The 26,138-nt window shown below is 65.3% G+C and carries 20 protein-coding genes; 4 read left to right on the forward strand and 16 right to left on the reverse strand.

Going from position 1 to position 26,138, the window contains the following annotated elements; translation table 11 throughout:
• Positions 1–104 precede the first annotated feature (104 nt).
• On the forward strand, positions 105–1,322 hold the full coding sequence (locus NTD88_RS04115) for a sugar transporter (RefSeq protein ID WP_262156001.1): 1,218 nt from the start codon (positions 105–107) through the stop codon (positions 1,320–1,322).
• Here NTD88_RS04115 and NTD88_RS04120 read toward each other — a convergent pair.
• From NTD88_RS04120 to fdnG, 8 genes are all read right to left on the reverse strand, one after another.
• The gene (locus NTD88_RS04120) at positions 1,289–2,812 is read right to left on the reverse strand and encodes an FAD-dependent monooxygenase (protein ID WP_262156000.1); all 1,524 of its coding nucleotides are present in this window, start codon (positions 2,810–2,812) and stop codon (positions 1,289–1,291) included. The genes NTD88_RS04115 and NTD88_RS04120 overlap by 34 nt on opposite strands.
• Positions 2,813–2,896: 84 nt before the next feature.
• Positions 2,897–3,487 carry a TetR/AcrR family transcriptional regulator gene (locus tag NTD88_RS04125; protein ID WP_262155999.1) on the reverse strand — a complete coding sequence of 197 codons (591 nt, stop codon included), beginning with the start codon at positions 3,485–3,487 and terminating at the stop codon, positions 2,897–2,899.
• A gap of 67 nt (positions 3,488–3,554) precedes the next feature.
• Positions 3,555–4,259 (reverse strand): SDR family NAD(P)-dependent oxidoreductase, encoded by a 705-nt coding sequence (locus NTD88_RS04130; RefSeq protein ID WP_262155998.1) that lies wholly within the window; start codon positions 4,257–4,259, stop codon positions 3,555–3,557.
• Between the two features lie 2 nt (positions 4,260–4,261).
• Positions 4,262–4,861: a 2-hydroxychromene-2-carboxylate isomerase gene (locus NTD88_RS04135; protein ID WP_262155997.1), complete on the reverse strand. Its 600-nt coding sequence runs from the start codon at positions 4,859–4,861 to the stop codon at positions 4,262–4,264.
• Positions 4,862–5,108: 247 nt separating this feature from the next.
• Positions 5,109–5,996 (reverse strand): formate dehydrogenase accessory protein FdhE, encoded by an 888-nt coding sequence (fdhE, locus tag NTD88_RS04140; protein ID WP_262155996.1) that lies wholly within the window; start codon positions 5,994–5,996, stop codon positions 5,109–5,111.
• Positions 5,993–6,640, reverse strand: coding sequence for a formate dehydrogenase subunit gamma (locus tag NTD88_RS04145; RefSeq protein WP_262155995.1), 648 nt, complete (start codon positions 6,638–6,640; stop codon positions 5,993–5,995). The genes fdhE and NTD88_RS04145 overlap by 4 nt, the downstream gene beginning before the upstream one ends.
• Positions 6,637–7,530 carry a formate dehydrogenase subunit beta gene (gene fdxH / locus NTD88_RS04150; RefSeq protein ID WP_095153745.1) on the reverse strand — a complete coding sequence of 298 codons (894 nt, stop codon included), beginning with the start codon at positions 7,528–7,530 and terminating at the stop codon, positions 6,637–6,639. Before fdxH ends, NTD88_RS04145 begins: the two co-directional genes overlap by 4 nt.
• 10 nt (positions 7,531–7,540) lie before the next feature.
• Positions 7,541–10,591 carry a formate dehydrogenase-N subunit alpha gene (gene fdnG / locus NTD88_RS04155; protein WP_262130524.1) on the reverse strand — a complete coding sequence of 1,017 codons (3,051 nt, stop codon included), beginning with the start codon at positions 10,589–10,591 and terminating at the stop codon, positions 7,541–7,543.
• Between the two features lie 304 nt (positions 10,592–10,895).
• Between fdnG and NTD88_RS04160 the strand changes: the two genes are divergently transcribed.
• Both NTD88_RS04160 and NTD88_RS04165 read left to right on the forward strand, forming a co-directional pair.
• On the forward strand, positions 10,896–11,243 hold the full coding sequence (locus NTD88_RS04160; protein ID WP_262155994.1) for a hypothetical protein: 348 nt from the start codon (positions 10,896–10,898) through the stop codon (positions 11,241–11,243).
• 133 nt (positions 11,244–11,376) lie between these two features.
• The gene (locus tag NTD88_RS04165; protein ID WP_262130526.1) at positions 11,377–12,273 is read left to right on the forward strand and encodes a universal stress protein; all 897 of its coding nucleotides are present in this window, start codon (positions 11,377–11,379) and stop codon (positions 12,271–12,273) included.
• A gap of 427 nt (positions 12,274–12,700) precedes the next feature.
• Here the strand turns inward: NTD88_RS04165 and NTD88_RS04170 are convergent, their stop codons facing one another.
• Positions 12,701–13,759 carry an autotransporter outer membrane beta-barrel domain-containing protein gene (locus NTD88_RS04170; RefSeq protein WP_262130527.1) on the reverse strand — a complete coding sequence of 353 codons (1,059 nt, stop codon included), beginning with the start codon at positions 13,757–13,759 and terminating at the stop codon, positions 12,701–12,703.
• A 531-nt stretch (positions 13,760–14,290) separates the two neighbouring features.
• Between NTD88_RS04170 and NTD88_RS04175 the strand changes: the two genes are divergently transcribed.
• On the forward strand, positions 14,291–14,536 hold the full coding sequence (locus NTD88_RS04175) for an indolepyruvate ferredoxin oxidoreductase subunit alpha (protein ID WP_262155992.1): 246 nt from the start codon (positions 14,291–14,293) through the stop codon (positions 14,534–14,536).
• A 56-nt stretch (positions 14,537–14,592) separates the two neighbouring features.
• Here the strand turns inward: NTD88_RS04175 and glgX are convergent, their stop codons facing one another.
• From glgX to NTD88_RS04210, 7 genes are all read right to left on the reverse strand, one after another.
• Positions 14,593–16,749: a glycogen debranching protein GlgX gene (gene glgX, locus NTD88_RS04180; RefSeq protein ID WP_262155991.1), complete on the reverse strand. Its 2,157-nt coding sequence runs from the start codon at positions 16,747–16,749 to the stop codon at positions 14,593–14,595.
• Positions 16,750–16,842: 93 nt separating this feature from the next.
• Positions 16,843–17,118 carry a DUF2934 domain-containing protein gene (locus NTD88_RS04185; protein ID WP_262155990.1) on the reverse strand — a complete coding sequence of 92 codons (276 nt, stop codon included), beginning with the start codon at positions 17,116–17,118 and terminating at the stop codon, positions 16,843–16,845.
• 2 nt (positions 17,119–17,120) lie between these two features.
• A complete protein-coding gene (locus NTD88_RS04190; protein ID WP_262155989.1) occupies positions 17,121–19,922 on the reverse strand; it encodes a malto-oligosyltrehalose synthase in 2,802 nt (933 codons plus the stop codon).
• On the reverse strand, positions 19,919–21,985 hold the full coding sequence (malQ, locus tag NTD88_RS04195; RefSeq protein WP_262155988.1) for a 4-alpha-glucanotransferase: 2,067 nt from the start codon (positions 21,983–21,985) through the stop codon (positions 19,919–19,921). The genes NTD88_RS04190 and malQ overlap by 4 nt, the downstream gene beginning before the upstream one ends.
• The gene (treZ, locus tag NTD88_RS04200; protein WP_262155986.1) at positions 21,982–23,748 is read right to left on the reverse strand and encodes a malto-oligosyltrehalose trehalohydrolase; all 1,767 of its coding nucleotides are present in this window, start codon (positions 23,746–23,748) and stop codon (positions 21,982–21,984) included. The genes malQ and treZ overlap by 4 nt, the downstream gene beginning before the upstream one ends.
• A 3-nt stretch (positions 23,749–23,751) precedes the next feature.
• The gene (gene glgA / locus NTD88_RS04205; RefSeq protein WP_262130534.1) at positions 23,752–25,311 is read right to left on the reverse strand and encodes a glycogen synthase GlgA; all 1,560 of its coding nucleotides are present in this window, start codon (positions 25,309–25,311) and stop codon (positions 23,752–23,754) included.
• Positions 25,312–25,757: 446 nt separating this feature from the next.
• On the reverse strand, positions 25,758–26,114 hold the full coding sequence (locus NTD88_RS04210) for a response regulator (protein WP_262155985.1): 357 nt from the start codon (positions 26,112–26,114) through the stop codon (positions 25,758–25,760).
• Positions 26,115–26,138 lie beyond the last annotated feature (24 nt).

The following is a 26,138-nucleotide window of genomic DNA, read 5'->3' on the forward strand; positions in this document are numbered from 1 at the left end:
TCACTTTTCCTTACAAAGCCCGCTTGGCACACCCGAACCACCGGTTCATGGGTGCTTTTGTCACGTCCGTGTTTTGCCCAGCTTTCAGGAGTTCCAGTCACCGCATGAATAGCCCCGTTGAACCCCGTAACGGCAGTTGGCTCAGCGTTTTCGCGCTGGCCCTGGGTGCCTTTATTTTCAATACCACCGAGTTTGTCCCGGTCGCGCTGCTCAGCGATATCGGCCGCAGTTTCGACATGCCCAGCGCCCAGGTCGGGCTGATGCTCACGGTGTATGCCTGGGTGGTGTCGCTGACGTCGCTGCCAATGATGCTGCTGACCCGCAATATCGAGCGCCGCCGGCTGCTGGGCTTTCTCTTTGTGTTGTTCATCCTCAGCCATGTGATGTCGGGCCTGGCCACCAGCTTCGGCATGTTGCTGGTCAGCCGGGTGGGGATTGCCCTGGCGCATGCGGTGTTCTGGTCGATCACTGCGTCGCTGGCGGTGCGCGTCGCGCCGCCGGGCCAGCAGGCCAAGGCGCTGGGGCTGCTGGCCACCGGCACCACGCTGGCGATGGTGCTGGGTATTCCGCTGGGACGGGTGGTCGGTGAGGCGCTGGGCTGGCGCACGACGTTCTACGGTATCGCCGGCGTGTCCGTGCTGACCCTGCTCTGGCTGCTGCGCTCGTTGCCGCTGCTGCCGAGCCAGAATTCCGGCTCGCTGCGCAGCCTGCCGGTGCTGCTCAAGCGTCCGGCGCTGATGTCGGTGTATGCGTTGGTGGTGCTGGTGATCACCGCGCAGTTCACCGCCTACAGCTACATCGAGCCGTTCACCCAGCAGGTGGCGGCCATGAGCGGCGAGATGACCACGGTGCTGCTGCTGGTGTTCGGCGGTGCCGGGGTGTTCGGTTCGATCCTGTTCAGCCATTTCAGCGAGCGTTTCCCCCACGGCTTCCTGATCGCTTCGATCGCCGCGCTGGGTTTCTGCCTGCTGATGCTGCTGCCGCTGGCCGGCGTGCCATGGCTGTTGTGCGCGCTGAGTGCGCTGTGGGGCATGGGCATCATGTGTTTCAGCCTGGCGTTGCAGTCGAAAGTGCTGAAGTTGGCGTCGGATGCCACCGACGTGGCGATGGCGATGTTTTCCGGGCTGTACAACGTCGGCATCGGCGGCGGCGCGCTGCTGGGCAGCATGGTCGCGACCCATGTTGCTCTCGGCGATATCGGCCTCTTCGGCGGCGCGCTGGCGGTGGCCGGGCTGCTGCTGTGCCTGTATGCCACCCGGCGTTATTTCGTCGTGGCGGGCGCGCCGGCTCAGCAGGGCCTTAGCGAGCGCTCGGCGAAGTAACGCTCCAGCACCGCGGTGGACGATGACGTCTCGGCCAGCGCCACGTAGCTGTCCGGGCGCAGCAGGTACAGCGCGTTGCGAGCCAGCCCGGCGGCTTCATGCGCCGGGCTCCAGGCGAACACCTGCAACGGGATCTGCCGCGCCGCGCACCAGCCCACCAGGTCCTTGCTGGCCAGCCCGTAAACCTGCACCTGCCAGCATGGCCGTCGCAGTTCGGCGAAGTTGTCTCCCGTCTCGTTACTCACCCAGGGCATGCGGTCGCCGCCATGCACATGGCCGGCGCTGCCGAAACTCAGCGGCATCAGCCGGTAGTTCAGGCCGATTTGCGAGACGGTGCGGAACATGAAGTTGCGCACCGTGGCCATTGCGGTCAACCGCGACAGCAGCGCCGGCGCGAAGCGGGTGCGCAGCAGCGTGGCCAGGCGGCTGTCGGCGGTGATGAAGTTGAAGACCTGGTCGGTGGTCGCCACCAGCCGTTCGGCGAAGGCCTTGCGTTCGATCTCGTAGCTCCCCAGCAGTTCTTCGGTGGCCTTGCCGTGCAGCACGCTGGCCAGTTTCCAGGCCAGGTTGATGGCGTCGCCGATGCCGGTGTTCATGCCCTGGCCGCCGGCCGGGCTGTGGACATGGGCGGCATCGCCGAGCAGGAAGGCGTTGTGGCGGCGGAATTGCTGGGCGACGCGGTGATGGACGCGGTAGGTGGAAAACCAGTTGACCTGCTCGACCGTGACTTGCATGTGCTCGATGGCGCGGCGGCTGATGTCTTCGAAACGCAGCTCTTCAGGCTGTTCGGCGCGCTCGTCGCGCACCGTGCCGATCAACCGCACGCGCCCGTTGTCGGCCAGCGGGAACACCGCCAGAAAGTCCGCTTCGTCCAGGTCGACATGCAGCTCGCCATTGATCGCCGGCCCCGACGCCTGCACATCCGCGACATAAAACACCTGCTCGTAGGTGCCGCCGGGAAAACCGATGCCCAGCGCCTTGCGCACCGTCGAACGGGCGCCGTCGCAGCCGCTCAGGTAACGCGCTTCGCAGTCTTCTTCGCGGCCGTCGGCCAGGCGCAGGCGGGCGCGGACCCGCTGCTCATCCTGGTTCAGTTCGAGCAACTCGGTCTGCCACTGCACTTGCACGCCGAAGCCCTGCAGGCGCTCGATCAGCAGGCGTTCGTGTTCGTCCTGGGGGAAGATTTCGAGGAACGGATAGGGCGTCTGCCCGGCGCCGATGTCCTGCAACGACAGGCGGGTGGCCTGCTGGCCCTTGACCCAGAGATTGGCGGCCGGCACCTGATGGCCGCGCTCGACCACCGCGTCGGCGAGGTCGAGCTGGCGGTACAGCTCCAGGGTTCGCGCCTGCACCGCCAGCGCCCGGGAGGTGGTGCCGGGGCCGCTGGCCTGGTCGATGATGCGGATGTTCACGCCCAGCTTGCTCAACCACAGGGCCAATGCCAGCCCGGTAGGACCGGCTCCGATGATCAGGACTTCAGTGCTGCTCATGCCACACCCTCCGCGCTGGGATCGTCAGATGAGTGTAGAGCGGCGGTGGGATTGTGCCGTTGCGATGGGTAGGAAACGACGCGATCAGGTGGGCTGCGCGGGTGCCTCGCTGTCGCCGCCGAAGCTGTCGAGCAGAAAGCGCTGCACGGTCGAGAGGATTTCCAGCGACAGTGCCTCGTCGGCCGCGCCGCGTGCCAGCCCCAGGGCGCCGACCATGGCGCTGAAGGCGACGATCGCTTGCGCGCGTTTTTCAGTGTCCTGGGCATCGCCCAGCAGGGTGGCGATGCCGCTGAAATTCGCCCGCAGCTTGCGCGTGTACAGCTCGCGCGCCTCGCCTTGCACCCGGCCGATATCGCTGACCAGTGCGCCGACCGCGCAGCCTGTGCCGACGCCGTCACGGTGTTCGGGGCTCAGGTACTCGTCGACCAGGCTGGTGAAGTCCGCCCGATGGCTGCGCTGCGGATCTTCCGAGCGGCGGAACGCCGCCGCCAGCGCCTCGGCCACCAGTTGGTCGCGGGATTCGAAGTGTTTGTAGAAACCGCCGTGGGTCAGGCCGGCCTCCTTCATCAGGTTGGCGATGCTCAGGCCGTCGATCCCCAGCTCGCAGAAGCGTTCGGCCGCGATGCTGACGAGGCGGTCATGGGTGGTCTGTTTGCTGGCTTGGGAATGGCCCATTGTCGCTGTCCTTCAAGCGTGATCCGGGGGCGGGATGATAACACCCGTCCCCGGCGCCCGGTTTACCTCACCAGGTCTCGCCGTATGGGCGGACTTCGGTCAGGAACGACCAGGCACTGCGCGGTTGCTGGATGAGGTGGCCGACTTCGGCGGCGATGTCCGCCGGCTGGATGAAGAAACTGTCCGGCGCGGTGGGGTGCAGCTTGCGCGTCCAGGCCACGTCGATCACCGCGTCGATGACCACATAAGCGACGTGCACGCCTTTGGGGCCCAGCTCGCGGGCAATCGACTCGCTGAGGATGCGCTGCGCCGCCTTGGTCGGGGCGAAGCCGGCGAAGTGACCTTTGCCGCGCAGCGCCGAGGTGTTGCCGGTGACGATGATCGCGCCCTGGCCTTTTTCGACCATGGCCGGCGAGAGCTTGCGGGCAAGGTGCAACAGCGCGAGGACGTTGGTCTGGAAATTGACCTCGAGCGCCTGCGGATCGATCTCCATGAAGGTGCCGAAGGTGGCGCCCACGGCGTTGTGTACCAGCACATCGGCGTGGCCGAGGCGGGCTTCGATCTGCTCCAGGGTCTGCTCCAGTTTCGGCGTGTCGGTCACGTCGACGGGGAAGGCGTGGGTGCCCGGCAGCTCACGGGCCAGGTCGTCGAGGCGCTGGGCATCGCGGGCGATCATCGCCACTTGGTAACCGTCCGACACCAGGCGACGAACGATGGACGCGCCGGTGCCTGGGCCGACGCCGGTGACGATGGCGGTTTTCTGGGTGGTCATGGTCAAGCTCCTGTTGCTTGTTGGAGGGCGGCGCGGACGAAGTCGAGGCGGTCGTTGCCGAAAAACATCTCGTCATTACAGAAGAAGGTCGGCACGCCGAACACGCCGCGTTGTGCGGCGGCGTCATTGTTGGCGGCCAGTTGCTCGCGGATCGCGGCGCTGTCGGCGAGTTGCCAGATATCCGCGTCCACGCCGTGGGCGCGGAGGAAATCCGTGCGGCCTTGGGCGCTCGCCAGATCGTCATTGCCGGCCCACACGGCCTTGAACAGCGCTGGGTGCAACACGTCGAACACCCCGGCCTCGGTCGCGGCGAGCGCGGCGCGAACCAGCCACGCGCCGTCGAACTGGCCGTCACGCATCGCCTGGAACAGCGCGCCGTTGGGCGCGAACGGCACCTGATAAAGCGCCGCCCAGCGTCCGGCATCGATCCCCGAATAACGGGCTTTCGGGGGGCAGGCGGGGGAAGGCTGGTTATTCACCTGTTTCATCACGGCGAGGATATCGATGGGGAGGTAGCTGACCGGATGATTCAGGCCCGGCAGGCGGGTGTTGGCGAGGTACGCGTAGGGGCTGCGGTAATCGAAGACAGACTGGAGATTCATGGATCTCTTCCTGTGGGAGTGAGGGGGTGTTGCTGGTGGTGGATGTTAGTTGTCATCCTGATTGGATGTCAACTGACATCCTGATGGGCAAGGGTGTGGGTTTTATGGATGGGGGGTGTGAGATTGAGTGAGGCGCGGCAGGCGATTGTTGCCGCTGGGGTGCGGCGCCGCTTGTGCGGCGCTTCGCGAGCAAGCTCGCTCCTACGGGAGGCGCGCTAAACGGTAGGGCGAGCGTGCTCGCGATGGGTTAACCCGGAAACAAGAACGGACTCACGCCACTGCGCCCAAACCCTTCACGCTCCACCTCGGCATCCAGCCCCAGCGAAGCCAGGTCGTCGGCGAGCACTTCCAGGTCTTTGTCATGTTCCGGGTAGAACACTTTCAGGTAGCTCTGGCATTCGCCGCAGCTCTCGGCCTTGACCGGTGCTTTCTCGCTGTCCAGCGACCAGTAGTCCAGCGCGCCGGTCGCTTCGCAGTTGCTGCATTTGAGCCGGACCATGTGCCAGCGGCTTTCGCACAAGCCGCAATGCAGGTAGCGCAGCCCGGAGTGGGCGCCGGTGAGGATGCTGCTGGCCACCGGCGCGCTGGCGCACACCGGGCAATGCTGGCGTTGTTCGCCGTGGGCCTTGCCGCTGGCCGGCAAATGCGCCGCCATCTGGCTGAAGTACAGCGACAGCGCGCTCCACAGGAACAACGCTTGGCCGCTGTCGACCTGCTCGTAGTCGCCGGCGAGCAACGCATCGGCGGCGGCTTCCAGGCTCAGCGCATTCTGTTGCAGCAGACCTTGCAGGGTCGGATGCTCCAGGTGCTCGCCCAGTTGCCGCAGCACGGCCAGCCAGTAAGCATCCCGCGGGAAGGTGCTGCACTCCAGCGGCGGATGGTCCTGGCCAAGCCGGTCGGGCAAGGCGTCGATCAGCGCGGACGGCAGCGGCAACGAATCCAGCACTCGCTGTTGCGCCTCCACCAGCCCGGCCACGAAACCCAGGTAGTCGGCCATCGGGTGGCCTTCAGCCAACTGGCGCAGGCGCGCGGCCCGCGCGGTGTAGCGTCCGGCATTGAGCGGCAGGAACACCGGCGGGATTTCGCCCACCGCGGCCTTGACCGGTTCCACCGGGGTCATCTGGATACTGCTCATGGGTTTTTCCCGCTTCCGCTCTGCTTGTTGCTGATCTGCCGATACCAGCGGTCATGGTGGGTTTTCGCCCAGCGATGGGACACGTAGCCGGTGACCATGCCGCGGATCGAGCCCTTGACCCAGAACGCCAGGTACGCGTGGCCGATCACCAGCAGGATCAAGCCGATGCCGGCCATGGCGTGCACCAGCAGGCCGATGCGGATGGTCGGAATCGAGAACAGCGGCGCGAAGTACGGCCGCCAGATCACTACGCCGCTGAGCAGCAGCAGGCTGATCAGCCCCATGATTCCCCAGAACAGCACCTTCTGCCCGGCGTTGTACTTGCCGATCTGCAGCGCCGGTTCATGCTTGCCGGACAGCACCTGCGGCAGGTTCTTGAACCAGATGCGGTCTTCGGCCTCGGGCAGGTTGTAGCGCACGAAACGCACGAACAGGAACATCAGCAGCACGAACACCACCACGCCGAAGAACGGATGGAGGATGCGCGCCATCTGCGGCGTGCCGAACACCGCGTTGAGGCCGTTGAGCGACGGGAAGAACCACGACAGCCCGGACAGCGCCACGGTGAAGAAGCAGATCACCATCAGCCAGTGGCTCGCGCGTTCGATGAAGCGCGTGCGCAGGATCAGTTTGTCCTTGTTCATGCGGGGGTCTCCTCGTCGTGTTTTTCTTCCTCGTCCACTTCATTGGGACCGACGCCGACATAGTGGAAGATGGTCCCGGCCAGGGTGGCGAAGAAGGCCGCCGCCGCCACGGGTTTGAGCCAACCTTTCCAGCCTTGCACCGCGCCGCTGATGCGCGGGTCGGTGGGCAGCTTGTGGTACAGGTGCGGTTTGTCGGCGTGTTGCAGCACATACATGACGTGGGTGCCGCCGACGCCTTGCGGGTCATACAGGCCGGCCCCGGCGAAGCCGCGACCGTGCAGCTCCTCGACACGCTCGGCGGCCAGGTGCTTCATGTCGTCCTTGCTGCCGAAATTGATCGCGCCGGTGGGGCAGGTCTTGACGCAGGCCGGCTCCTGGCCGACCGACACGCGATCCACGCACAGGGTGCACTTGTAGGCCTTGTTGTCCTTCTTGTTGATCCGCGGCACGTCGAACGGGCAGCCGGCGATGCAGTAGCCGCAGCCGATGCAGTGCTCGGACTGGAAGTCGACGATGCCGTTGGCGTACTGGATGATCGCCCCCGGTTGCGGGCAGGCTTTCAGGCAGCCGGGGTCGGCGCAGTGCATGCAGCCGTCCTTGCGGATCAGCCATTCGAGCTTGCCGCTTTCGCTCTCGACTTCGTCGAAGCGCATCAGCGTCCAGGTCTCCGCCGTCAGGTCGGCGGGGTTGTCGTAGACGCCGACGTTGTGGCCAACCTCGTCACGCAGGTCGTTCCACTCGTTGCACGCGACCTGGCAGGCCTTGCAGCCGATGCAGATGCTCACGTCGATCAGCTTGGCCACTTCGGCCTGGTGACTGCGCGCCTGGGGTGGCGGCGTCAGCGCGCTGGTGGCGGAGCGTTTGATGATGTCCTGGGATTGGTATGACATGAGTGCTCCCTCAGACCTTTTCCACGTTCACGAGAAACGCCTTGTATTCCGGCGTATGGGTATTGGAGTCGCCGACGCCCGGGGTCAGGGTGTTGGCCAGGAAACCCTTGCGCGCCGCACCTTCGTAGCCCCAGTGGCAGGGGATACCGATGGTGTCCACGGGCTGGCCGTCGATGGTCAGGCGCTGGATGCGCTTGGTCACCACGGCCTTGGCCTTGATGTAGCCGCGCTGGGTGCTGACCTTGACCCGATCGCCCTGCTTGATGCCTTTTTCCGCCGCGAGCTTTTCGCCGATCTCGACGAACTGCTCGGGCTGGATGATCGCGTTCAGGCGAGAGTGCTTGGTCCAGTGCCGGAACAACTCGGTGATCGAGTAGGTGGTGGCGACGTATGGGAACTGCTCGCGTTTGCCCATCCGTGAGCGGTCGTGGTCGTAGATCCGCGCGGTCGGGCTGTAGGTCACGGCCGGGTGCAGCGGGTTGCTCGCCAGCGGGCTTTCGGTCGGCTCGTAGTGCTCGGGGAACGGCCCGTCGTTGAGCGCGCCCACCGAGAACAGCCGGCCCACGCCTTCGGGCAGCATGATGAACGGGCAGGTGCCAGTGCCGGGGGCAATGGTCGGGGCGAAGTCCGGGACATCGACGCCGCTCCAGCGCGTGCCGTCCCAGCCGATCAGCTTGCGCTTCGGGTCCCACGGGTTGCCGGCCGGGTCCGCCGAGGCGCGGTTGTACAGCACGCGGCGGTTCTGCGGCCAGGCCCAGGCCCAGCCCGGCGTGTTGCCCAGGCCCGAGTCGGTGTTGTCGCGACGGGCCATCTGGTTGCCTTGCTCGGTCCAGCAGCCGGCGAAGATCCAGTTGAAGCACACGGTGCTGCCGTCATCGCGCAGTTGGCCGAAGTCGTTGAGCAACTGGCCCTTGCGCAGGATCAGCGCGCCCTTGTCGTCGAACAGGTCGACCAGCGCGCGGCCGTTGGATTCCTTGGCCACTTCCTCGGGCTTGGGGTCCAGCGGGTCGGCGTAGTCCCAGGCCATGTTGAGCAGCGGCGCAGGGTTGGCGCCGCCTTCCTTCTGGTAGAGCTCGCGCAGCTTCATGAACAGGTGGCCGAGGATCTTGCCGTCGTGCCAGGCCTCGCCGGGTGGCGCGGCGCCCGCCCAGTGCCATTGCAGCCAGCGCGAGGAGTTGACGATCGAACCGTCTTCCTCGGCGAAGCAGGAGGAGGGCAGGCGGAACACTTCGGTCTGGATCGCCGCAGTGTCGACGTTGTGCTCTTCGCCGTGGTTCTTCCAGAAGCTCGAGGTTTCGGTCGCCAGCGGGTCGATGATCACCAGGAACTTGAGCTTGGCCAGGGCTTCCTGGGCCTTGTTCTTGTCCGGGAACGCCGCCACCGGGTTGAAGCCCTGGGCGATGTAGCCGTTGACCTTGCCTTCGTACATGCGGTTGGTGAAGTTGATGACATCGTAGCTGTCATCCCACTTCGGCAGCCAGTCGAAGCCCCAGTCGTTTTCCTTGGTCGCCTTGTCGCCCCAGAAGCTCTTCATCAGGCTGACGAAGAATTTCGGGGTGTTCTTGTAGTAGTTGACCTGGTCGGGCAGCACCGCGCTCGGCGTGGTCTGCTTGAGGTAGGTGGCAAGGTCGGTCTGGGCGTCGGAGGGCAGGTTCATGTAGCCCGGCAGGCGCAGCGACAGCAGGCCGAGGTCGGTGTAGCCCTGGATGTTGGAGTGGCCGCGCAGGGCGTTGACGCCGCCGCCGGCCATGCCGATGTTGCCCAGCAGCAACTGGAGCATGCCCGAGCCGCGGATCATCTGCGCGCCGTTGGTGTGGTGGGTCCAGCCCAGCGCATAGAGGAAGGTGGCGGTCTTGTCCGGGGCGCTGGTCTCGCCGAGGATTTCGCAGATCTTCAGGAAATCTTCCTGCGCGGTGCCGCAGACATTGCTGACCATTTCCGGGGTATAGCGGGCGACGTGGGCCTTGAGCAGGTTCCACACGCAGCGCGGGTGGCTCAGGCTCATGTCGCGCTTGGCGAAGCCGTTTTCGTCCAGCTCGTAGTTCCACGAGGCGCGGTCGTAGCTGCGCTTGTTGGCGTCATAGCCGCTGAACAGACCCTCGTCGAAGTGGTAGTCCTCGCGCACGATCAGGCTGGCGTTGGTGTAGGCGCGGACGTATTCGTGCTGGATTTTGTCGTGGGTGATCAGGTAATTGACCATGCCCATCAGGAAGGTCACGTCGGAGCCTGCGCGCACCGGCGCGTAGATATCCGCCACCGCAGCGCTGCGGTTGAAGCGCGGATCGACCACGATGACCTTGGCGCCGTTGCGAATCTTCGCCTCGATCACCCACTTGAAGCCCACCGGGTGCGCTTCGGCGGGGTTGCCGCCCATGATCATCACGACGTTGGCGTTCTTGATGTCGACCCAACTGTTGGTCATCGCACCGCGGCCGAAGGTCGGCGCCAGCGCGGCTACGGTCGGCGCGTGGCAGACCCGGGCCTGGCTGTCGGTGCCGAGGATGCCCAGGGCGCGGGTGAAGCGCTGGTCCAGCGAGCCGGTCTCGCTGCTGGCCGCCGAAGAGCAGAGCATGCCGGTGCTGAGCCAGCGGTTGACCGTAGTGCCCTTGGCGTTCTTCTCGATGAAGTTGGCGTCGCGGTCGTCCTTCATCAGGCGCGCGATGCGCTCGATGGCGTAGTCCCAGCTGACCCGCTGCCATTTGTCCGAACCCGGCGCGCGGTACTCGGGGAACAACAGGCGCTGGTCGCTGTGGATGTAGTCCACCAGCCCCGCGCCTTTCGGGCACAGCGAGCCGCGGCTGACCGGATGATCCGGGTCGCCTTCGATGTGGAAGATACGCGCCTTGGCGTTCTTCGCGCCGTCGCCGAGGCTGTACATCAGCAGGCCGCAGCCCACCGAGCAATAGGTGCAGTTGTTGCGGGTTTCCTTGGCGCGCAGCAGTTTGTACTGCCGCGATTGGGTGGCTTGGGCCATACCCGGCGCAAATCCCAGGGTGGCGCAGGTCGCGGTGGCCGCGCCGACGGTGCACAGTTTGAAGAACTGTCGTCTACCCAGTCCCATGATTATCTCCTTATTACGGACGACCTCACGAAACGGCCGTGCACAGGAGTGCCCGCCGGGAAAAGCGTCAGGATCGGTAAGTGGTCTTCAGGCAAAAGCATGCAGGGAATACGCCGCTGTCCCTTCTCTAGGGAGGACTATTTGTCGCATTCGCGGGGGAGTGTATTCCCGCGTTTTTTGTGTGACTAATCGACCTTGTTGATGGCGTGATCGATCCTGTCTATTGGCGCACAAAAAACAGGGTTTTCGGGGCTGGCCCGGCCAGTGCTACAGTCGCTCCCTTTTGCGTTCACAGAGGTGAAACATGCGCACTGTATTGGCGATCGTCGCCGCGACCCTGCTGGCGGGCTGCGCCTCGTCGGCCATGAACCAGGCTCGGGTTGGCCAACCGGACAGGATTTTCAATTCGACCAAAGACGTAGCCAAGGTCGCCGAGTGCGTCCAGTTCACCTGGCAGGACGAGGCTTCGTTCGGTGTCGATGCCAGCGGCTACCAGGAGCAGGTCAGCGGCGTGGTCACGGTTTCCACCCGGGGCGGCGAGTACTTTGCCGATATCACCGCGGCCGGCGGCGGCAGCCTGGTCAAGTTCTACGCGCAAAAGGATGACGCCCTGGCCCAGCGCCGTATGGCGGCCCTGGCCACCTGTCTCTGAGCACGGGCATATACTGAAGTAACGATACCGGCGTTGTGCCGGTATCGACCGCCTTTGGCCGCATTGGCCGGGTGCGTTGATCATCCTCGCTGTACGTGGGGGCGCGAGCGGACAACCCGTTTGGAGGTGTCTCATGAGCCAGTATCAACGAATCTTCATGATCGCCGCGCCGAGCCTGCGGCATACCCCGGCCCTGGAACGTGCCGTGGCCATTGCCAAAGCCACCGACGCGGCCCTGCACATCGCGGTTTTCATCGAAGAAGGTGACCTGCTCGGGCGCATGTCCAGCGGTTCGGCGCTGCGCCAGTCGATGGAGCAGGAGGCCTGGACCTGGCTGCGCGACGAAGCCGGGCAATTGCGCCACGATGGCCTGGAAGTGACCTGCGAGGTGCAGGTGAGCCGCGAGGTGCTGAAAGACATCATCGAACACGTCGAAGAGATGCAGCCGGACCTGGTGGTCAAGGACGTGCATCACGAATCCGCCCTGCGCCGGGTTTTCCTCACCCCGCCGGACTGGCACTTGCTGCGCGATTGCCCGGTGCCGCTGCACCTGGTCAGCGAAGTGCGTTGCCCGTTGCCACGGGTAATCATCGCCGCCGTCGACACCCTGCACCCGGACAGCCAGCACACCCGCATCAACGAACGGGTGATCCGCGCCGCCAACGCCATGGCCGTGCAATGCGATGCCGACCTGCACCTGCTGCATGCCTGGGACGTGGCCCAGACCCACATCGCCGATTTCGGTGCCGGCGCCGTGACCATGCCCGGCTTCAACAGCGAAGTGCGGCGCTCGGCGCAACTGGCGTTCGAACACCTGGCCGACAGCCACGGCGTACCCGAGGCCAACCGGCATTTCGTCAGCGGGCCGGCGAGCCATGCGATTGGCGAATATGCCGGACATCATCGGGCGGATGTGATCGTCATGGGCAGCAGCCAGCGGCGTGGCGCGAGCGGTTTGTTGGGCAGTACCACCGAGCATGTGTTGCAGCATTTGCCGTGCAATGTGCTGGCGGTGCGGGGGGAGGAATAGAGCGGCGCATGTCGCATCGCTGCATGGGTATCTACAGATCTTTTGGCTGTATGAAGACCATGAAGCGTCAGTCAGAAAACCGGGTAATGGCGACCAGGCGCTAGCCGAAAGCTTTTCAGCGTTCTCCAGATCGAGCGCCGCCCGCGCGGCGCATCGCGAGCAAGCTCGCTCCTACATCGGTTGCAACGTGCCTATGCCTGTCAGGCCATGGTTGGCCGCCTTATTCGTACGACGCGGTCTCGAGTCGACCTCAACAGCCTCTCCGCGATTCACCGTCAAACACCAAAGGCGGGCAACTCAATTCATACAGACCATGGCACGTTGCAACCGATGTAGGAGCGAGCTTGCTCGCGATGCGCCGCGCGGGCGGCGCTCGATCTAAAGAGCGCTGGAAAACTCCCGGCATGCCCCTGCAATTAGCCATCGTTCACCACCTCACCCGCACCCCCAGATTCCCGATCAACCCATTCAAATCGTTGTCATCCACATCACTGCTGTAATCCGCGCTGACGAACAGCGCCACCTTCGGCGAGACCCGCGCCACCAGCCCCAAACCCAGTTCCACTGTGGCCGAATTACGCCCGCTGCTGATCTTGTCGACCTTGTCCAGCGTCACCGTGTCGGCGTTGGAGAAGTCGTACCAGACGTTGGTCCGCACATAGGGTTCGATCGGCATGCCGCGCACTTCATAGTGCCCGGACAGCCGCGCACCGACCCGGCCACTCCAGCTCGGCTGGCCGTCCAGCGCCTGCAAGGCATCAGCCTGCGCCGGGTTGCCGGCGAAGTATTGCTGGTTGATCAACTGCGCCTGTGGCTCGATCACCCAGTTCTTGCCCAGGCCGATGGGGAAGCCACCTTCGACCGAGAAGGTCAGCGCATGCCCGTCGCCGTCGATGCGCTCGCCTGCAGCATTGCGCCCGCTGGCGTCGAAGCGGGTCCCCATGGCCACGGCGTCGACATGCCAGCCCTGGTCATGCTGCAAACTCCAGTACATCCCCAGGCTTTCACCTTCCAGACGGACGTTGTTCTGCCGTTCGCCCACGCTCGGGCGCTTGCCGTCGAAGCCGCTTTGCAGGGTGCTGTGCCCGACGAAAATCCCCGCCCGGTGCGTGCTGCCGCCGGCGGTTTCGCGGATGAACAGATCAGGGCTCATGCGCAGGTCGCTGCCCGGTGCCTGCAAGCGGGCATCGGTTTGCGCTGGCTTGCTCGCGGTCGGGAAGAATTGCGCCCATTGGCTCTGCATCAGCTCCGGTTGCGCCGGGCCGCTGCGTTCGGCCATGCGCTCGGAAAACGCGCTCAGGGTGTCGCGCCCAAGCCCGGGGAAACTCACCGGTTGCAGGGACAGGGTGGGGACGTCGAGTTTGAACAGCGGGTCCTGGTCTTCCAGGCCGATTGCTTGTGATTCCACCGGGGTTGCCATGAGCAGCGACGTGGAAACCGCAAAGAAAATCGACTCAAGGCCTGTGGCCGTCGACGGTTTTTTCATGGCGGATCTCCTCTGTGTAACAGCCAAGGGTCTGGCCTGATGTCACGGCCTGCAAACCAGCACAGAGGGGCGACCCAAACCAGCAAAACGATCCCCGACCCGCGCGCGAACGCGCGGGCTAGAGGCTCGGATTGAGTTTTCACGGGTGAAGCTAAAGTGAAGTCAAGGAGATCAGGGCAGGCGCGTCAAGAATGTGTGAAGCCGGTGTGAACAGAGCGGTGAACAGCCTAAGTGGCTGAATAACCGAGCACTTGCGCGGCGCATAGTCAGAGAGTGAATTTACACGGGGCCGGCTATTTCGAATGGTTGCAGGTGGCGGGCGAATTGTGCGTGACAGGGCGGTGCGTCTGTAAAACCCACGTCACACATTGGCGTACTCAGGCGCGGTGTCACGCTGCGGTGATTGGCATTAGCGCATTAAAGGCATGCTGCTAATGACGATTCGCTTGGCAAGACTGACATTTTTGCCAGGTGTGTTTTTTCTCCTCACGTTCAGTATGGAGTTACCGCTGCGGTGAGGGAGGAAGGATGATGGCCTACGTCATTACGGATAAATGCAAAAACGACAAGTCATGCCTGAACGTGTGTCCGGTTGTCTGCATCTTCCAGGGCAAAAACACACTGGTGATAGACCCCGACACCTGTATCGATTGTGACGAGTGCGCAAAGGTGTGCCCGCATCACGCGATCTACCTCGATGAAGAGGTTCCCGATCCGAAGTTCATAAAGCTCAACCTGGACCAAAGCCGTACTCACCGTGAAGCCAAAAAGTACTGAGTAACGGTATGACCCGCCGCGCTGCCCGGCCTGTGGCAGCGCGGCGGGTCATGGCGTCAGTCTTCGTCCCGTTGCAACTCCAGCAGCAACAGGCTGCGCCCGGTGACCTGGAATTCGCTGCCGAACTCGAGCTTGTGGCCTTTGCGCAAGGTGGGCCGGTCGGTGTCGATCAGGCAGTTCCAGTATTCGCCTTGCGGCACTTCGGGCAGGGTGAAGGCGACGGTGTCGTGGTGGGCGTTGACGATCAGCAGCAGGGTCGCGTCGGCACCGGGCTTGCGAATCCCGCTGGCCTGGGCGCGGCCGTCCATCAGCATGCCGAGGCAGCGGCCCTGGCTGTCTTCCCATTGCTCCACGGTCATCTCGCTGGCATCCGGCGCCAGCCAGGTGACGTCCTTGACCCCGATGGCCTCGTTGTAGTCGCCGACCAGGAACCGCGCCCGGCGCAGGATCGGGTAGGCCTGGCGCAGACGGGTCAGGCGCTTGACGAACTTGAGCAGCGCCGTGCCGTCTTCGTCCAGGTCCCAGTTGATCCAGCCGATCTCGCTGTCCTGGCAGTAGGCGTTGTTGTTGCCGTGCTGGGTGCGGCTGAACTCGTCGCCGGCAACGATCATCGGCGTGCCCTGGGCCAGCAGCAGGGTTGCGAAGAAGTTGCGCATCTGGCGCAGGCGCAGGGCGTTGATTTCCGGGTCGTCGGTGGGGCCTTCGGCGCCGTGGTTCCAGGACAGGTTGTTGTTGCTGCCGTCCTGGTTGTTTTCGTCGTTGTCCTCGTTGTGCTTGTCGTTGTACGAGACCAGGTCGCGCAGGGTGAAGCCGTCGTGGGCGGTGATGAAGTTGACCGAAGCGTAGGGCCGCCGGCCACGGCGATTGAACAGCTCGCCGGAGGCGGTCATGCGCGCGGCGAAATCCGCGAGCTGGCCTTCGTCGCCTTTCCAGAATGCGCGCACGGTGTCGCGGAAACGGTCATTCCACTCTGCCCAGCCGGGGGCGAAATTGCCCACCTGATAGCCGCCGGGGCCGCAGTCCCAGGGCTCGGCGATCAATTTCACCTGGCTCAGCAGCGGGTCCTGGCGGCAGGCGACAAGGAAGCTGTGACGCTCGTCGAAACCTTCGTGGTAGCGCCCGAGAATGGTCGCCAGGTCGAAGCGGAAGCCGTCCACGTGCATCTCGCCGGCCCAGTAGCGCAGCGAGTCGGTGACCAGTTGCAGCACGCACGGGTGGCTGAGGTCGAGGGTGTTGCCGGTGCCGGAATCGTTGATGTAGTAGCGTTTGTCGTCGGGCATCAGGCGGTAGTAGGAGGCGTTGTCGATACCGCGCATCGACAGGGTCGGGCCCAGCTCGTTGCCCTCGGCGGTGTGGTTGTAGACCACGTCGAGGATCACCTCCAGACCGGCGTCGTGCAGGTGCGCGACCATTTCCTTGAACTCGGCGATCTTGCCCTTGGCCAGGTAGCGCGGATGTGGCGCGAAGAAGGCGATGCTGTTGTAGCCCCAATAGTTGTTCAGGCCCTTTTGCAGCAGGTGCTGGTCGTTGACGAAGGCGTGGATCGGCAGCAGCTCGATGGCGGTCACGCCCAGTTGCTTGATGTGGTCCAGCAACTCGTCATTCATCAGGCCGGCGAAGGTCCCGCGGGAGGCGTCGGGCACGGCCGGGTGCCGCATGCTGATGCCACGGGTGTGGGCTTCGTAGAGGATGGTCTTTTCCCACGGCGTGCCGACGCGGCGGTCGCGGCCCCAGGTGTAGGCGGGGTCGATGACCTTGCACTTGGGCACGAAGGGCGCGCTGTCGCGCTCATCGAAACTGAGGTCGCCGTCGGGGTGGCCGATGGTGTAGCCGAACAGCGCCTCGGACCATTTCAGGCTGCCCACCAATTGCTTGGCGTAAGGGTCGATCAGCAGTTTGTTGGGGTTGAAGCGATGGCCATTGCCCGGATCATACGGGCCGTGCACGCGGTAGCCGTAGATCAGGCCGGGGTGGGCGTCGGGCAGGTAGCCGTGGAAGATTTCGTCGGTGTATTCCGGCAGCTCGATCCGCTCGATTTCGGTTTCACCGCTGGCATCGAACAGACAGAGTTCCACCTTGGTGGCATTGGCCGAGAACAGCGCGAAGTTGACCCCCAGTCCGTCCCAGGTAGCACCCAGGGGAAAGGGCAGGCCTTCGCGAATACGCGAGGGTTCGGTGTGGACGGTTTCGGGTTTATCGGTTCGACGGCTCATTGGGCACCTGAAGCGGGTTAGCGGGAACGGCCAGCCGACGCGGTAGCAAGCGCTACCGCGGCGGGTGGTGAACGAAACGGGACCGACGCAGGGTCAGAGTGGAGCGGGTTTCTTCGGTGTACGCGGCTTTTTCGCCGGCTCGCTCTTGGTCGTGGCGGCCTTGCCCAGGGTGGGCGCGGGTTCGGCTTTAGGCTTGGTGCTGGCACTGGCCTTGGGTTTTTTCGCGGTGCTGGCCTTGGGTGCCAGCGCCTCGGCTTCGGCCAGCTTGCGCGCCATTTCCCAATGGCGTGCTTCATGGCCTTCCGGCTTACCCTCCGACTCCCAGATCTGATACGCGAATTCGCGGATACGTTTTTCCTCGACACTCATGGCTACGCTCCTGATGACTCAATGTGCTCAATGAAAAGATTCACGGGAAAGCGCTCCAGCGCGGTGTTCAGCCACAGCTCCCGGGAGCCGGGCTCCTTGATGCTTGTGACTGCGCGCTGATCGAAAAGTCCCGTGCAATTGGCAGTGGACAAGGCGAACGGCAGAACCACCCGGGTATCGCCCCAGTTCTGTGCCGGGATCAGCGGGTGTGCGGTGTTGCCGAGCAGATTGCCGGCAAGGCGGGGAACGATGACGACGGCCCGTTGCTCCTCGCCGAGACGGGCGAAGGCGAGGACGTTTCCGGCGTGTTCGCCGCGCACTTCAAGCGGCAGGTAGGCGCCACGCAGGAACAGGTCGGCGTAGTGCCGGCGCCGCTCCAGCACCTGGCCGATCAACGCCTGTTTGACGCGACCGTCGCGCCACGCGCCGAGCAGCGCCTCGGGTGCCTGGCTGTCGTCGAGGGCCTGGCGGCGTACCGCGAAATCCACCGGGCGGCGGTTGTCCGGGTCGACCAGGCTGAAATCCCAGAATTCGTTGCCCTGATACAGGTCGGGCACGCCCGGCGCGGTCATGCGCAACAGGCACTGGACCAGGCTGTTGAGTGCGCCGGGGCAGGCCAGCGCGTTGGCGGCGTCCGCCAGGGAATGACGCAGTTGCTGGGACTGACGGTCCAGCAGCAGGCCGTCGATAAAGGCGGCGCAGGCGTCTTCATAGTCGGTGTTGGGCGCGCTCCAACTGCTGCGCAACTTGGCCTCGCGCAGCGCCTTGCGTTGCCATTCGTGCAGGCGTTCGGCGTAGCGGCGCAGCCCCGGCTCATCGTCGGCGCGCAACTCCAGGGGCCAACTGCCGAGCAGGGTCTGGTAGAGCATCAGTTCATCGCCGGCGGTGGGCGCGGGGCCGTCGGCCAGTGCCTGGCGCAGCGGTTCGGCCAGCTCGCGCCAATGCTCGATACGGCTGGCGAACCAGTCAGCGCGCTCGCTGATCACCGCGAGGCGGGCACGCAGGTCTTCGCCGCGCTTGTGGTCGTGGGTGGCGGTCGCCAGCAGGTTGTCGGGGAACTCGGCGAGCCGTTGCTGGCAGTGCGCGTGGAAGTCTTCAACGGGCGCACTGAAACGCTCGGCCTCGAAGCCGACGTCATTGCGCGAAAGCAGCACCGCCGAGCGATAGAACGCGGTGTCTTCCACCGCCTTGGCGGCCGTCGGCGAGGTCAGTTGCTGGAAGCGCACGCAGGCATGGCGCAGTTGCTTGCGCGGCCGCCCCGGTGGCAGCCGGCGCCAGGCTTCGCCGCCGAGCCAGCGTTGCAGGTAGTCGAGCACGCCGGCGTCGCTGTCGCCGAGGCTGATCCGCGCCTGTTCCAGGGCGGACTGGAAAAACTTTTCGTCCTGCTCTGGCCGACCGCAGGCGGTGATGTAGGTGCGATAGACCGGGTAGTGCTCGACCAGTGCCTGCAAGGCGCGGCGGATTGCGCCGAAGGTCAGGTCGCGGCTCATCACGTCATTGCGCGCCACTTGCAACAGCGCCTGGGCCACGGATTCGAAGTCGCCGGCGAGGGAGCCTTGCAATACCAGTTGCCGGGCCTGGCGGACTTCCTCGCTGAACGGCGGGCGCTCGGTGAGCTCGTGCCACAGGTTGGCGAGCGGCGCCTCGCCGGCCGGGTCGTGTTGCAGCAGCGACACCTGATTCATGAATTCATAACCGGTGGTGCCGTCCACCTGCCAGTCGCGGTGCAGGCGTTCGCCGACACCGAGGATCTTCTCGACATAGATCGGCAGGTGCTCCAGCGCCGCGTGCAAGGGCCGTTGCGCCAGCAGGGCGCGGGTCCGGCGGCGCAGCTTGCGGCAATAACCGCGCGGATCGGCGAGGCCGTCGATATGGTCGATGCGCAGGCCGTCCACCAGACCGCGGGCGATCAGCTCGAAGACCTTGCCGTGGGTGGCTTCGAACACCGTCGGCCGCTCGACACGCAGGCCGCCCAGTTCATTGACGTCGAAGAAACGCCGCCAGTTGATGTCGTCCGCCGCCGTGCGCCAGCTCGCCAACCGATAGTGCTGGCGCTCCAGCAGCCCGTGCAGGCGGATGAAGCCGGCGTCCTGACGGCCATCGAAGCCTTCCAGCAGGCGCTCGATATCCACCGCGACCTGGGCCAGCCGGGCCAGGTCGATCAGTTCGCGGTGCAGCGGCTCGGCGTCGTCGGCGTTTTGCAGTGCGGCGAAGCGCCCGGCGAGGTCGCGCAGGCTCGACAACTGACTGGCGGCGAGGACCAGCGCATAGTCCGGCGGGCTGACCGGGAAGCGGTGTTCATGGTGGTGAATCTGGAAGCGCCCGGTGTCCGCCGAAAAACGCAGCGGCGTCTCGCCGGCCTGCAGCACCTTGCCGTAATCGTCGGCGAGGAAGGGCAGCAGCAATTGGCCTTCCAGCAGCGGGTCGGGCGAATGCCACTGGATATCGAAGAACTCCGCGTAGCGGCTGCGCCGGCCCCAGGCCAGCAGGTCTTGCCACCAGGGGTTGTGCTCGCCGCCCACGGCCATGTGGTTGGAGACGATGTCGAGGATCAGGCCCATGCCGTGTTGGCGCAGCGCCGCAACCAGGCGTTCCAGCGCGGCCTCGCCGCCCAGCTCCGGGCTGACCCGGGTCGGGTCGACCACGTCGTAGCCGTGCCGCGAACCGGGGCGCGCCTCCAGTAGCGGCGACGCATAGACGTGGCTGATGCCGAGGCGCGCGAAGTAGGGCACCAGCGGCACCGCGTCATCGAGGGTGAAGTCGGCATGGAATTGCAGGCGCAGGGTCGCGGTCAGCGGGCTCATCGGTCACGTTCCCAGGCTTGTTCGCGGGCCTGGGCCAGCAGTTCCAGACGCCGCGCGGCGTCGTAGTCGTCGAGCAGGTCGCGGGCTTGCGGGGCAAAGCGGCGGCACCAGTTGGGATGGCCTTCGGTGGTGCCGGGCAGGTTGGGTTGTTCGTCCACGCCCAGCAGGTCCTCCAGCGGCAGCAGCACCAGCGGTGCTCGGGTGTGGCCGAGCAAGCGCACGCTGGCGTCAATGACCGTGTCGTCGTTGTCCATGGGCTGGTTGTAATTGCGTTCGAGCAATTGGCGCAGGCCACGGATTTCGCCCTGGCGGGTGTCGCGCCAATGCCGTTCGGTGAGGGCGTCGATCAGTTGCAGGCGGTGGTTCCAGTCGATATCCCGCGATGACAGCCAGCCGGCCAATGGCGGCAAATCGTGGGTGCTGGTGGTGGCGAGGGCGTTGTCTGGCCAATCGAGGATCGGCTTGAAGTGCCCCGGCGGATCCTGTTCGAACAGCAACACGCGCATGCCGAGGATGCCCCGCGCCGCGAGTTTCTCCCGCAGGCCGTCGGGCACGGTGCCGAGGTCTTCGCCGAGGACGATGGCGCGGTGGCGCACCGATTCCAGGGCGAGCAGGCGCAGCAGGTCGTCCAGCGGATAGTGCAGATAGGCGCCGGCGCTGGCTGCGGCTCCGTTGGGAATCAGCCACAGCCGTTGCAGGCCCATCACGTGGTCGATGCGCAGGCCGCCGGCATGGGCGAAGTTGGCCCGGAGCATTTCGATGAAAGCGCGGTAGCCGTTGCGGCGCAGGCCTTTCGGCGAAAAGGCGCAGATGCCCCAGTTCTGCCCGGCGCGGTTGAGGATGTCCGGTGGCGCGCCGACGTGCAGGTCGGCCAGCAGTTCGTCCTGACGGCTCCAGGCCTGGCTGCCGGCGCCGTCGGCGCCGACCGCGAGGTCAGCGATCAGGCCAACCGCCATGCCCTGGCCGCGTGCCGCCTGCTGCGCCCGTTCCAAGCCGCGGGCCACCAGCCATTGGCAGAAGGCGTAGTACTCGATGGCCGCCGGGTAGTGGTCGGCGAACTGCGCGACCTCCACGCTACGCGGCTCGCGCCAGCCGTCCCACCAGCGCCGCCAGTCCTGGCTGCTGCCCTTGGTGGCGGCGGCGTCGAGCAGGGCTTCGTAGCGGCAATGGTCTTCCAGCGCCTGGCCGCCGGCCTTGCGGAAGCTGTTGAAGTCTTCGCGTTGCGGGTGGTCGCCGCGGCTGAAGTCGCGGTACAGCACGCGCAGCAGTTTCTGCTTGGCGCCGGCCGCCCGTGGCCAGTCGATCAGCGGCAACTGCTCCAGTTCGTCGAAAGGCAGTTCCAGGCTTTCCCGCGCCACGCGCACGGCGCGTTCGCCGAGGAGGATTTCCGGGCTGGCGTAGAGGCTGTTGTAGAACAGCCGGCTGGAGGGCGAATAAGGGCTGTAGGTGTGGCTGTTGTTGGCGAACATGGCATGGGTCGGGCTGATCGCCAGGGCATCGGCGCCGCGTTCGGCGGCGCTGCGGGCCAGGGCTTCGAGGGCCAGGCAGTCGCCGAAGCCGCCGTCGCCCTGGCGGCGCAGGCTGTAGAGCTGGGCACTGACGCCCCAACTGCGCGGGTTCGCATGGTCGTCGGCGTCGGCCAGGGTGAAGCAGCGCAGCGGCGCCACGGCAAGGGTGAAGCCCTGGCCGTTGATGCTCAGGCGGTGATAGCCGATCGGCAGGCCCGCGGGCAGGGCCGCCTGGGCGTCCAGGCGCAGGGCCTGTTCGCTGCCGTCTTCGAGCACGGCGTGGCACAGGTTGCCGGCGTCGAACCAGTGCGCCAGCGGCAACGCTTCGCCGAGGTCGACGGTCAACAGCGGCGGCAGGTGCTGCGCATCCTCGGCCTGTTCCAGGGCTTTGATGCTGTGGGCGACGCTGTCGGCATCCTCGGCGGGATGGCCGAGGGCGGCGAGGATGGCACGCAAGTCCGGATCACTGACCTTTTGCGCCTTGCCGTTGGCGTCGATCCAGTCGACAGCCAGGCCCGCGAGGCGGGCCAGGTGGTGCAGATGCAGGTCACTCATTGGGCAGACTCCGCGGCGGAAGGAGGAATGCGGCTGACCAGGGCGCTGAAGGGGGGCAGGGTCCCGGGTTGTTGCACTGCTTCAGTGCATTGGAACAACGGTTGATGACGCTCGGTCAGGTCCGATTGCACCGGTTCCGGGCCGAGGTTGAGGTCGATGCGCAGCTCACTGCCGTCGCCCAGCCGCCAATGGGCGCTGAGTGCCTTGTCGCCGAGCACTTGGGTGCCCAGCGCCCGGGCGCCGTCGAGGTGCGGCACGATGTGACGGCGGCGCAGAGCCAAGAGCTGTCGGTAGAAGTCTTCCCAGGCGGCGCTGTGGCTGTTGCGCCGGGGGCGGGAGTCGATGAAAGTCTGCAACGCGTTGGGGTCGGGGATCTGCTCCCGGCGCTCTGGTTCGGTGAACGCGGCGAAGCCCTGGAATTCGGCGCGGCGGCCTTCGCGCACGGCATCGGCCAGCTCGTCGTGGTGATCGGTGAAGAACAGGAACGGCTGTTCGCTGGCCCATTCATCGCCCATGAACAGCAGCGGAATCATCGGCGAGAGCAGCAGCAGGGTGGTTGCGGCGCGCAGCGCGCGGGGCTCGCACAGGGTCGACAGGCGTTCGCCGAAAGCGCGGTTGCCGGTCTGGTCGTGGTTCTGCAAAAACAGCACGAAGGCGCTCGGCGGCAAGTGTCCGCTGGGCTCGCCGCGCGGCCGGCCATGGCGGTCGGCTTCGCCCTGGTAGACGAAACCTTCGCTCAGGCTGCGGGCCAGGCGCTGCGCCGGTTGCTGGCGGAAATCGGCGTAATAGCCTTCTTCCTCGCCGGTCAGCAGCACATGCAGGGTGTTGTGCCCGTCATCGTTCCACTGCGCGTCGAAATCGGCCCCGAGCAGGTGCGCCTGGTTGAACTCGTTTTCCAGCACCAGCCAGCAGTGGCGGTCCGGGGCACAGTGCTGGCGCACGGCGCCAGACAATGCGCGAAGAAAGTCCGGGTCGTCGATGGCGTGCACCGCATCCAGGCGCAGGCCGTCGAAACGGTAGTCGTTGAGCCACATCAGGGCATTTTCGATGAAGAAGTCGCGCACTTCTGTGCGGCGAAAATCGATGGCCGCGCCCCAGGGGGTCTGCCGGTCTTCGCGGAAAAATTCGCTGGCGTAGTGGTGCAGGAAGTTGCCGTCGGGGCCGAAGTGGTTGTAGACCACGTCCAGCAGCACCATCAGGCCGAGGCCGTGGGCCTGGTCGATCAGCGCTTGCAGTTGTTCCGGCGAGCCGTAGCTGTGCTGCGGGGCAAAGGGCAGAACGCCGTCGTAGCCCCAGTTGCGCTCGCCGGGGAACTGGCCGATGGGCATCAGTTCGATGGCGGTGATGCCCAGTTCGGCCAGGCGCGGCAATTCTTTCATCACCCCGGCGTAGCCGCCGAGCAGACCGACATGCAGTTCCTGGATCACCGCTTCCGACCAGGGCCGGCCGCGCCAGCCGTCTTGGCGCCAGCGGTAGCGCTGGGGTGCGATGACCTGGCTGGGGCCGTGCACGCCCTGGGGTTGGAAGCGCGAAGCGGGGTCGGGGACCGACAGGTCGCCGTCGATGCGGTAGCGATACAGGCTGCCCGGCGGACAGCGCCGTTGCAGGCGAAACCAGCCATCGGCCTCCGGGGCCATGGCGAAGGTTGCGCCGTCGAGTTCGAGTTCGACGCTGCGGGCGTCGGGCGCCCACAGGGCGAAGCGGGTGCGCTGGCCGTCCTCGACCAGCGCCCCATGGTTGAAGCACAGGGGCAGGGGCGGCATGGCTTACCCCCGCTGGCTAGTGGCGCGGACGACCAGTTCCTCGTACAGCCGGGCGTAGGGTTCCACCGCCTGGCACCAGTTGAAGGGTTGGGTCATCGCCAGGCAGCGCATGGCGTTGAGCAGCGGTTTCTTCTCGAAAACGTAGAAGGCCCGTTGCAGCGCCTCGCGGTAGCTTTCCACGGTGGATTCGTCGAACAGGAAGCCGGTGACGCCGCTCTCGATGGTGTCGGCCAGGCCGCCGGTATTGCGCGCCACCGGCAACGAACCGAAGCGCTGCGCGTACATCTGGCTCAGGCCGCAGGGCTCGTAGCGCGAAGGCATCAGCAGGAAATCGCTGCCGGCGAACATGCGCCGGGCATCGGTCTCGTTGAAGCCGATGCGCACGCCGATGCGGCCGGGGAAGCGCACTGCCAGCTCGCGCATGGCCTGTTCTTCCTCGGGTTCGCCGCGGCCGATGATGGCGAGCTGGCCGCCTTGCTCGACGATGAACTCGGCCACGCCCAAGGTCAGGTCGAGGCCTTTCTGATAGACCAGTCGCGAGACCACGGCGAACAGCGGGCCGGTGGACGGCTCAAGGCCGAACAGTTCGCGCACCTGGGTGGCGTTAGCGGCCTTGCCCTCCCAGTCATTGAGGCCGAAGCGGTGTTCCAGGTGGCTGTCGGTGGCCGAGTTCCAGCTCTCGTCGATGCCGTTCGGAATGCCGCTGAGCAGCCCTTGCTGGGCCTTGCTGTCGAGGAAACCGTCGAGCCCGCAGCCGAATGCCGGCGTGGTGATTTCGCGGGCGTAGGTGGCGCTGACCGTGGTGATGTGGCTGGAGTAGGCCAGGCCCGCCTTGAGGAACGACAGCTTGCCGTAGAACTCCATGCCTTCCTGTTGCAGGGCGTGTTCGGGAATCGCCAGTTCCGGGCAGCAGGCGCGGCTGACCACGCCCTGGTAGGCGAGGTTGTGAATGGTGAACAGGGTCGGGGTGCTCAGGCCGCGCCAGTGCATATAGGCCGGGGCCAGGCCGGCGGGCCAGTCGTGGGCGTGGACCAGGTCCGGGGTCCAGTGGACCATGCCTTCGCCTGCGGCGATTTCGGCGGCGGCCAGGCCCAGGCGGGCGAAGCGAATGTGGTTGTCGGGCCAGTCACGGCCGTTGTTGGCGCCGTAGGGCGTGCCTTCGCGCTGGTACAGCTCGGGGCAGATGAGGACGTAGATGACCAGGCCGTCCGGCAGGTCCATGCGGCCGATCTGGCAGGCGGGCAGCGCCGCGTGGCCACCCAGTTCGCCGACCACATGGATCGGGTTGTCGCTTTCCATCACTTGCGGGTAGCCGGGGATCAGCACGCGGACATCGTGCAGGTGGCTCATGGCGCGGGGCAGGGCGGCGGAGACGTCGCCCAGGCCGCCGGTCTTGACCAGGTCGGCGATTTCCGAAGTGACGAACAAGACTTTGCGTTTGTGCCGGTTCTGTCTGGCGTCGGCGGCATAGCCACGGCTCGTTGCGACGATGTCACTGCCCACGGGGGCGCTGGTGTCCGGATTGAAATGCTCGGTATGCGGTTCGACAGCGGCACTGATCATACTTCTCTCCATCCCTTGTTCTGCGGGTGAATCACCCTAATGCGATGCCTGTTCGGTCTATCTCTCTTCTGCTGTGCAGTGTTGCGTCCCTGTCACCCGTGCAAGCGCTACGCCAAATGGCGCTCCTGCCATTGGCGAACTGACGAAGTGTAGGGATGGGTGGGCCGCGCCCGGGAACGCCGGAAGCGATGACCTACTTAAATTCCTGACTGGCGCTGTGATCCGAAAGTTTCAACTTTTTTCGGTCGGGTTGTCCGGGCGGTACCACGCAGGATTTGCCAGTGTAGGAGAGGGATCGGAGAAAATGTGACCCGCTGGTCATATTTCAGATTGAAGACACATGGGTGGGGTTTTGCATAAGGGAGGAAGGGAAGGGGGTAGTTTGGTTATTGGGGGGTTGCGCCGCGCAAGCGGCGCTCGATCTCAAGGGCGCTGACAAGCTGGGTTCAACCAAGAATCCCCTTCATCTTGTCCCGCAACTGATCAATGGTGAACGGCTTGCCAATCACATGCATGCCTTCCGGCACATCCATGGTCGAGCCATAGCCGCTGGCAAACACGATCGGCAGCAGCGGGCGCAATTCGCGGGTCAGGCGGGCCAGTTCCTGGCCGTTCATGCCGGGCAGGCCGACGTCAGTGAGCATCAGCGAAAAGGGCTGTTGCGAGTCTTCGATCAGCTTGAGTGCCTCTTCGCCGTCTTGGGCCTCGGTAACCTCGTACCCCAGCTCATTGAGCACATCGACCAACAGCATGCGCACGATGTTGTCGTCTTCAACGACCAGAAGAGGGGGAATAGCGGGCATGGGTTGCTCCTGCGGCAATAGGTA

Source organism: Pseudomonas sp. 20P_3.2_Bac5 (assembly GCF_025466035.1).
Classification (GTDB): Bacteria; Pseudomonadota; Gammaproteobacteria; order Pseudomonadales; family Pseudomonadaceae; genus Aquipseudomonas.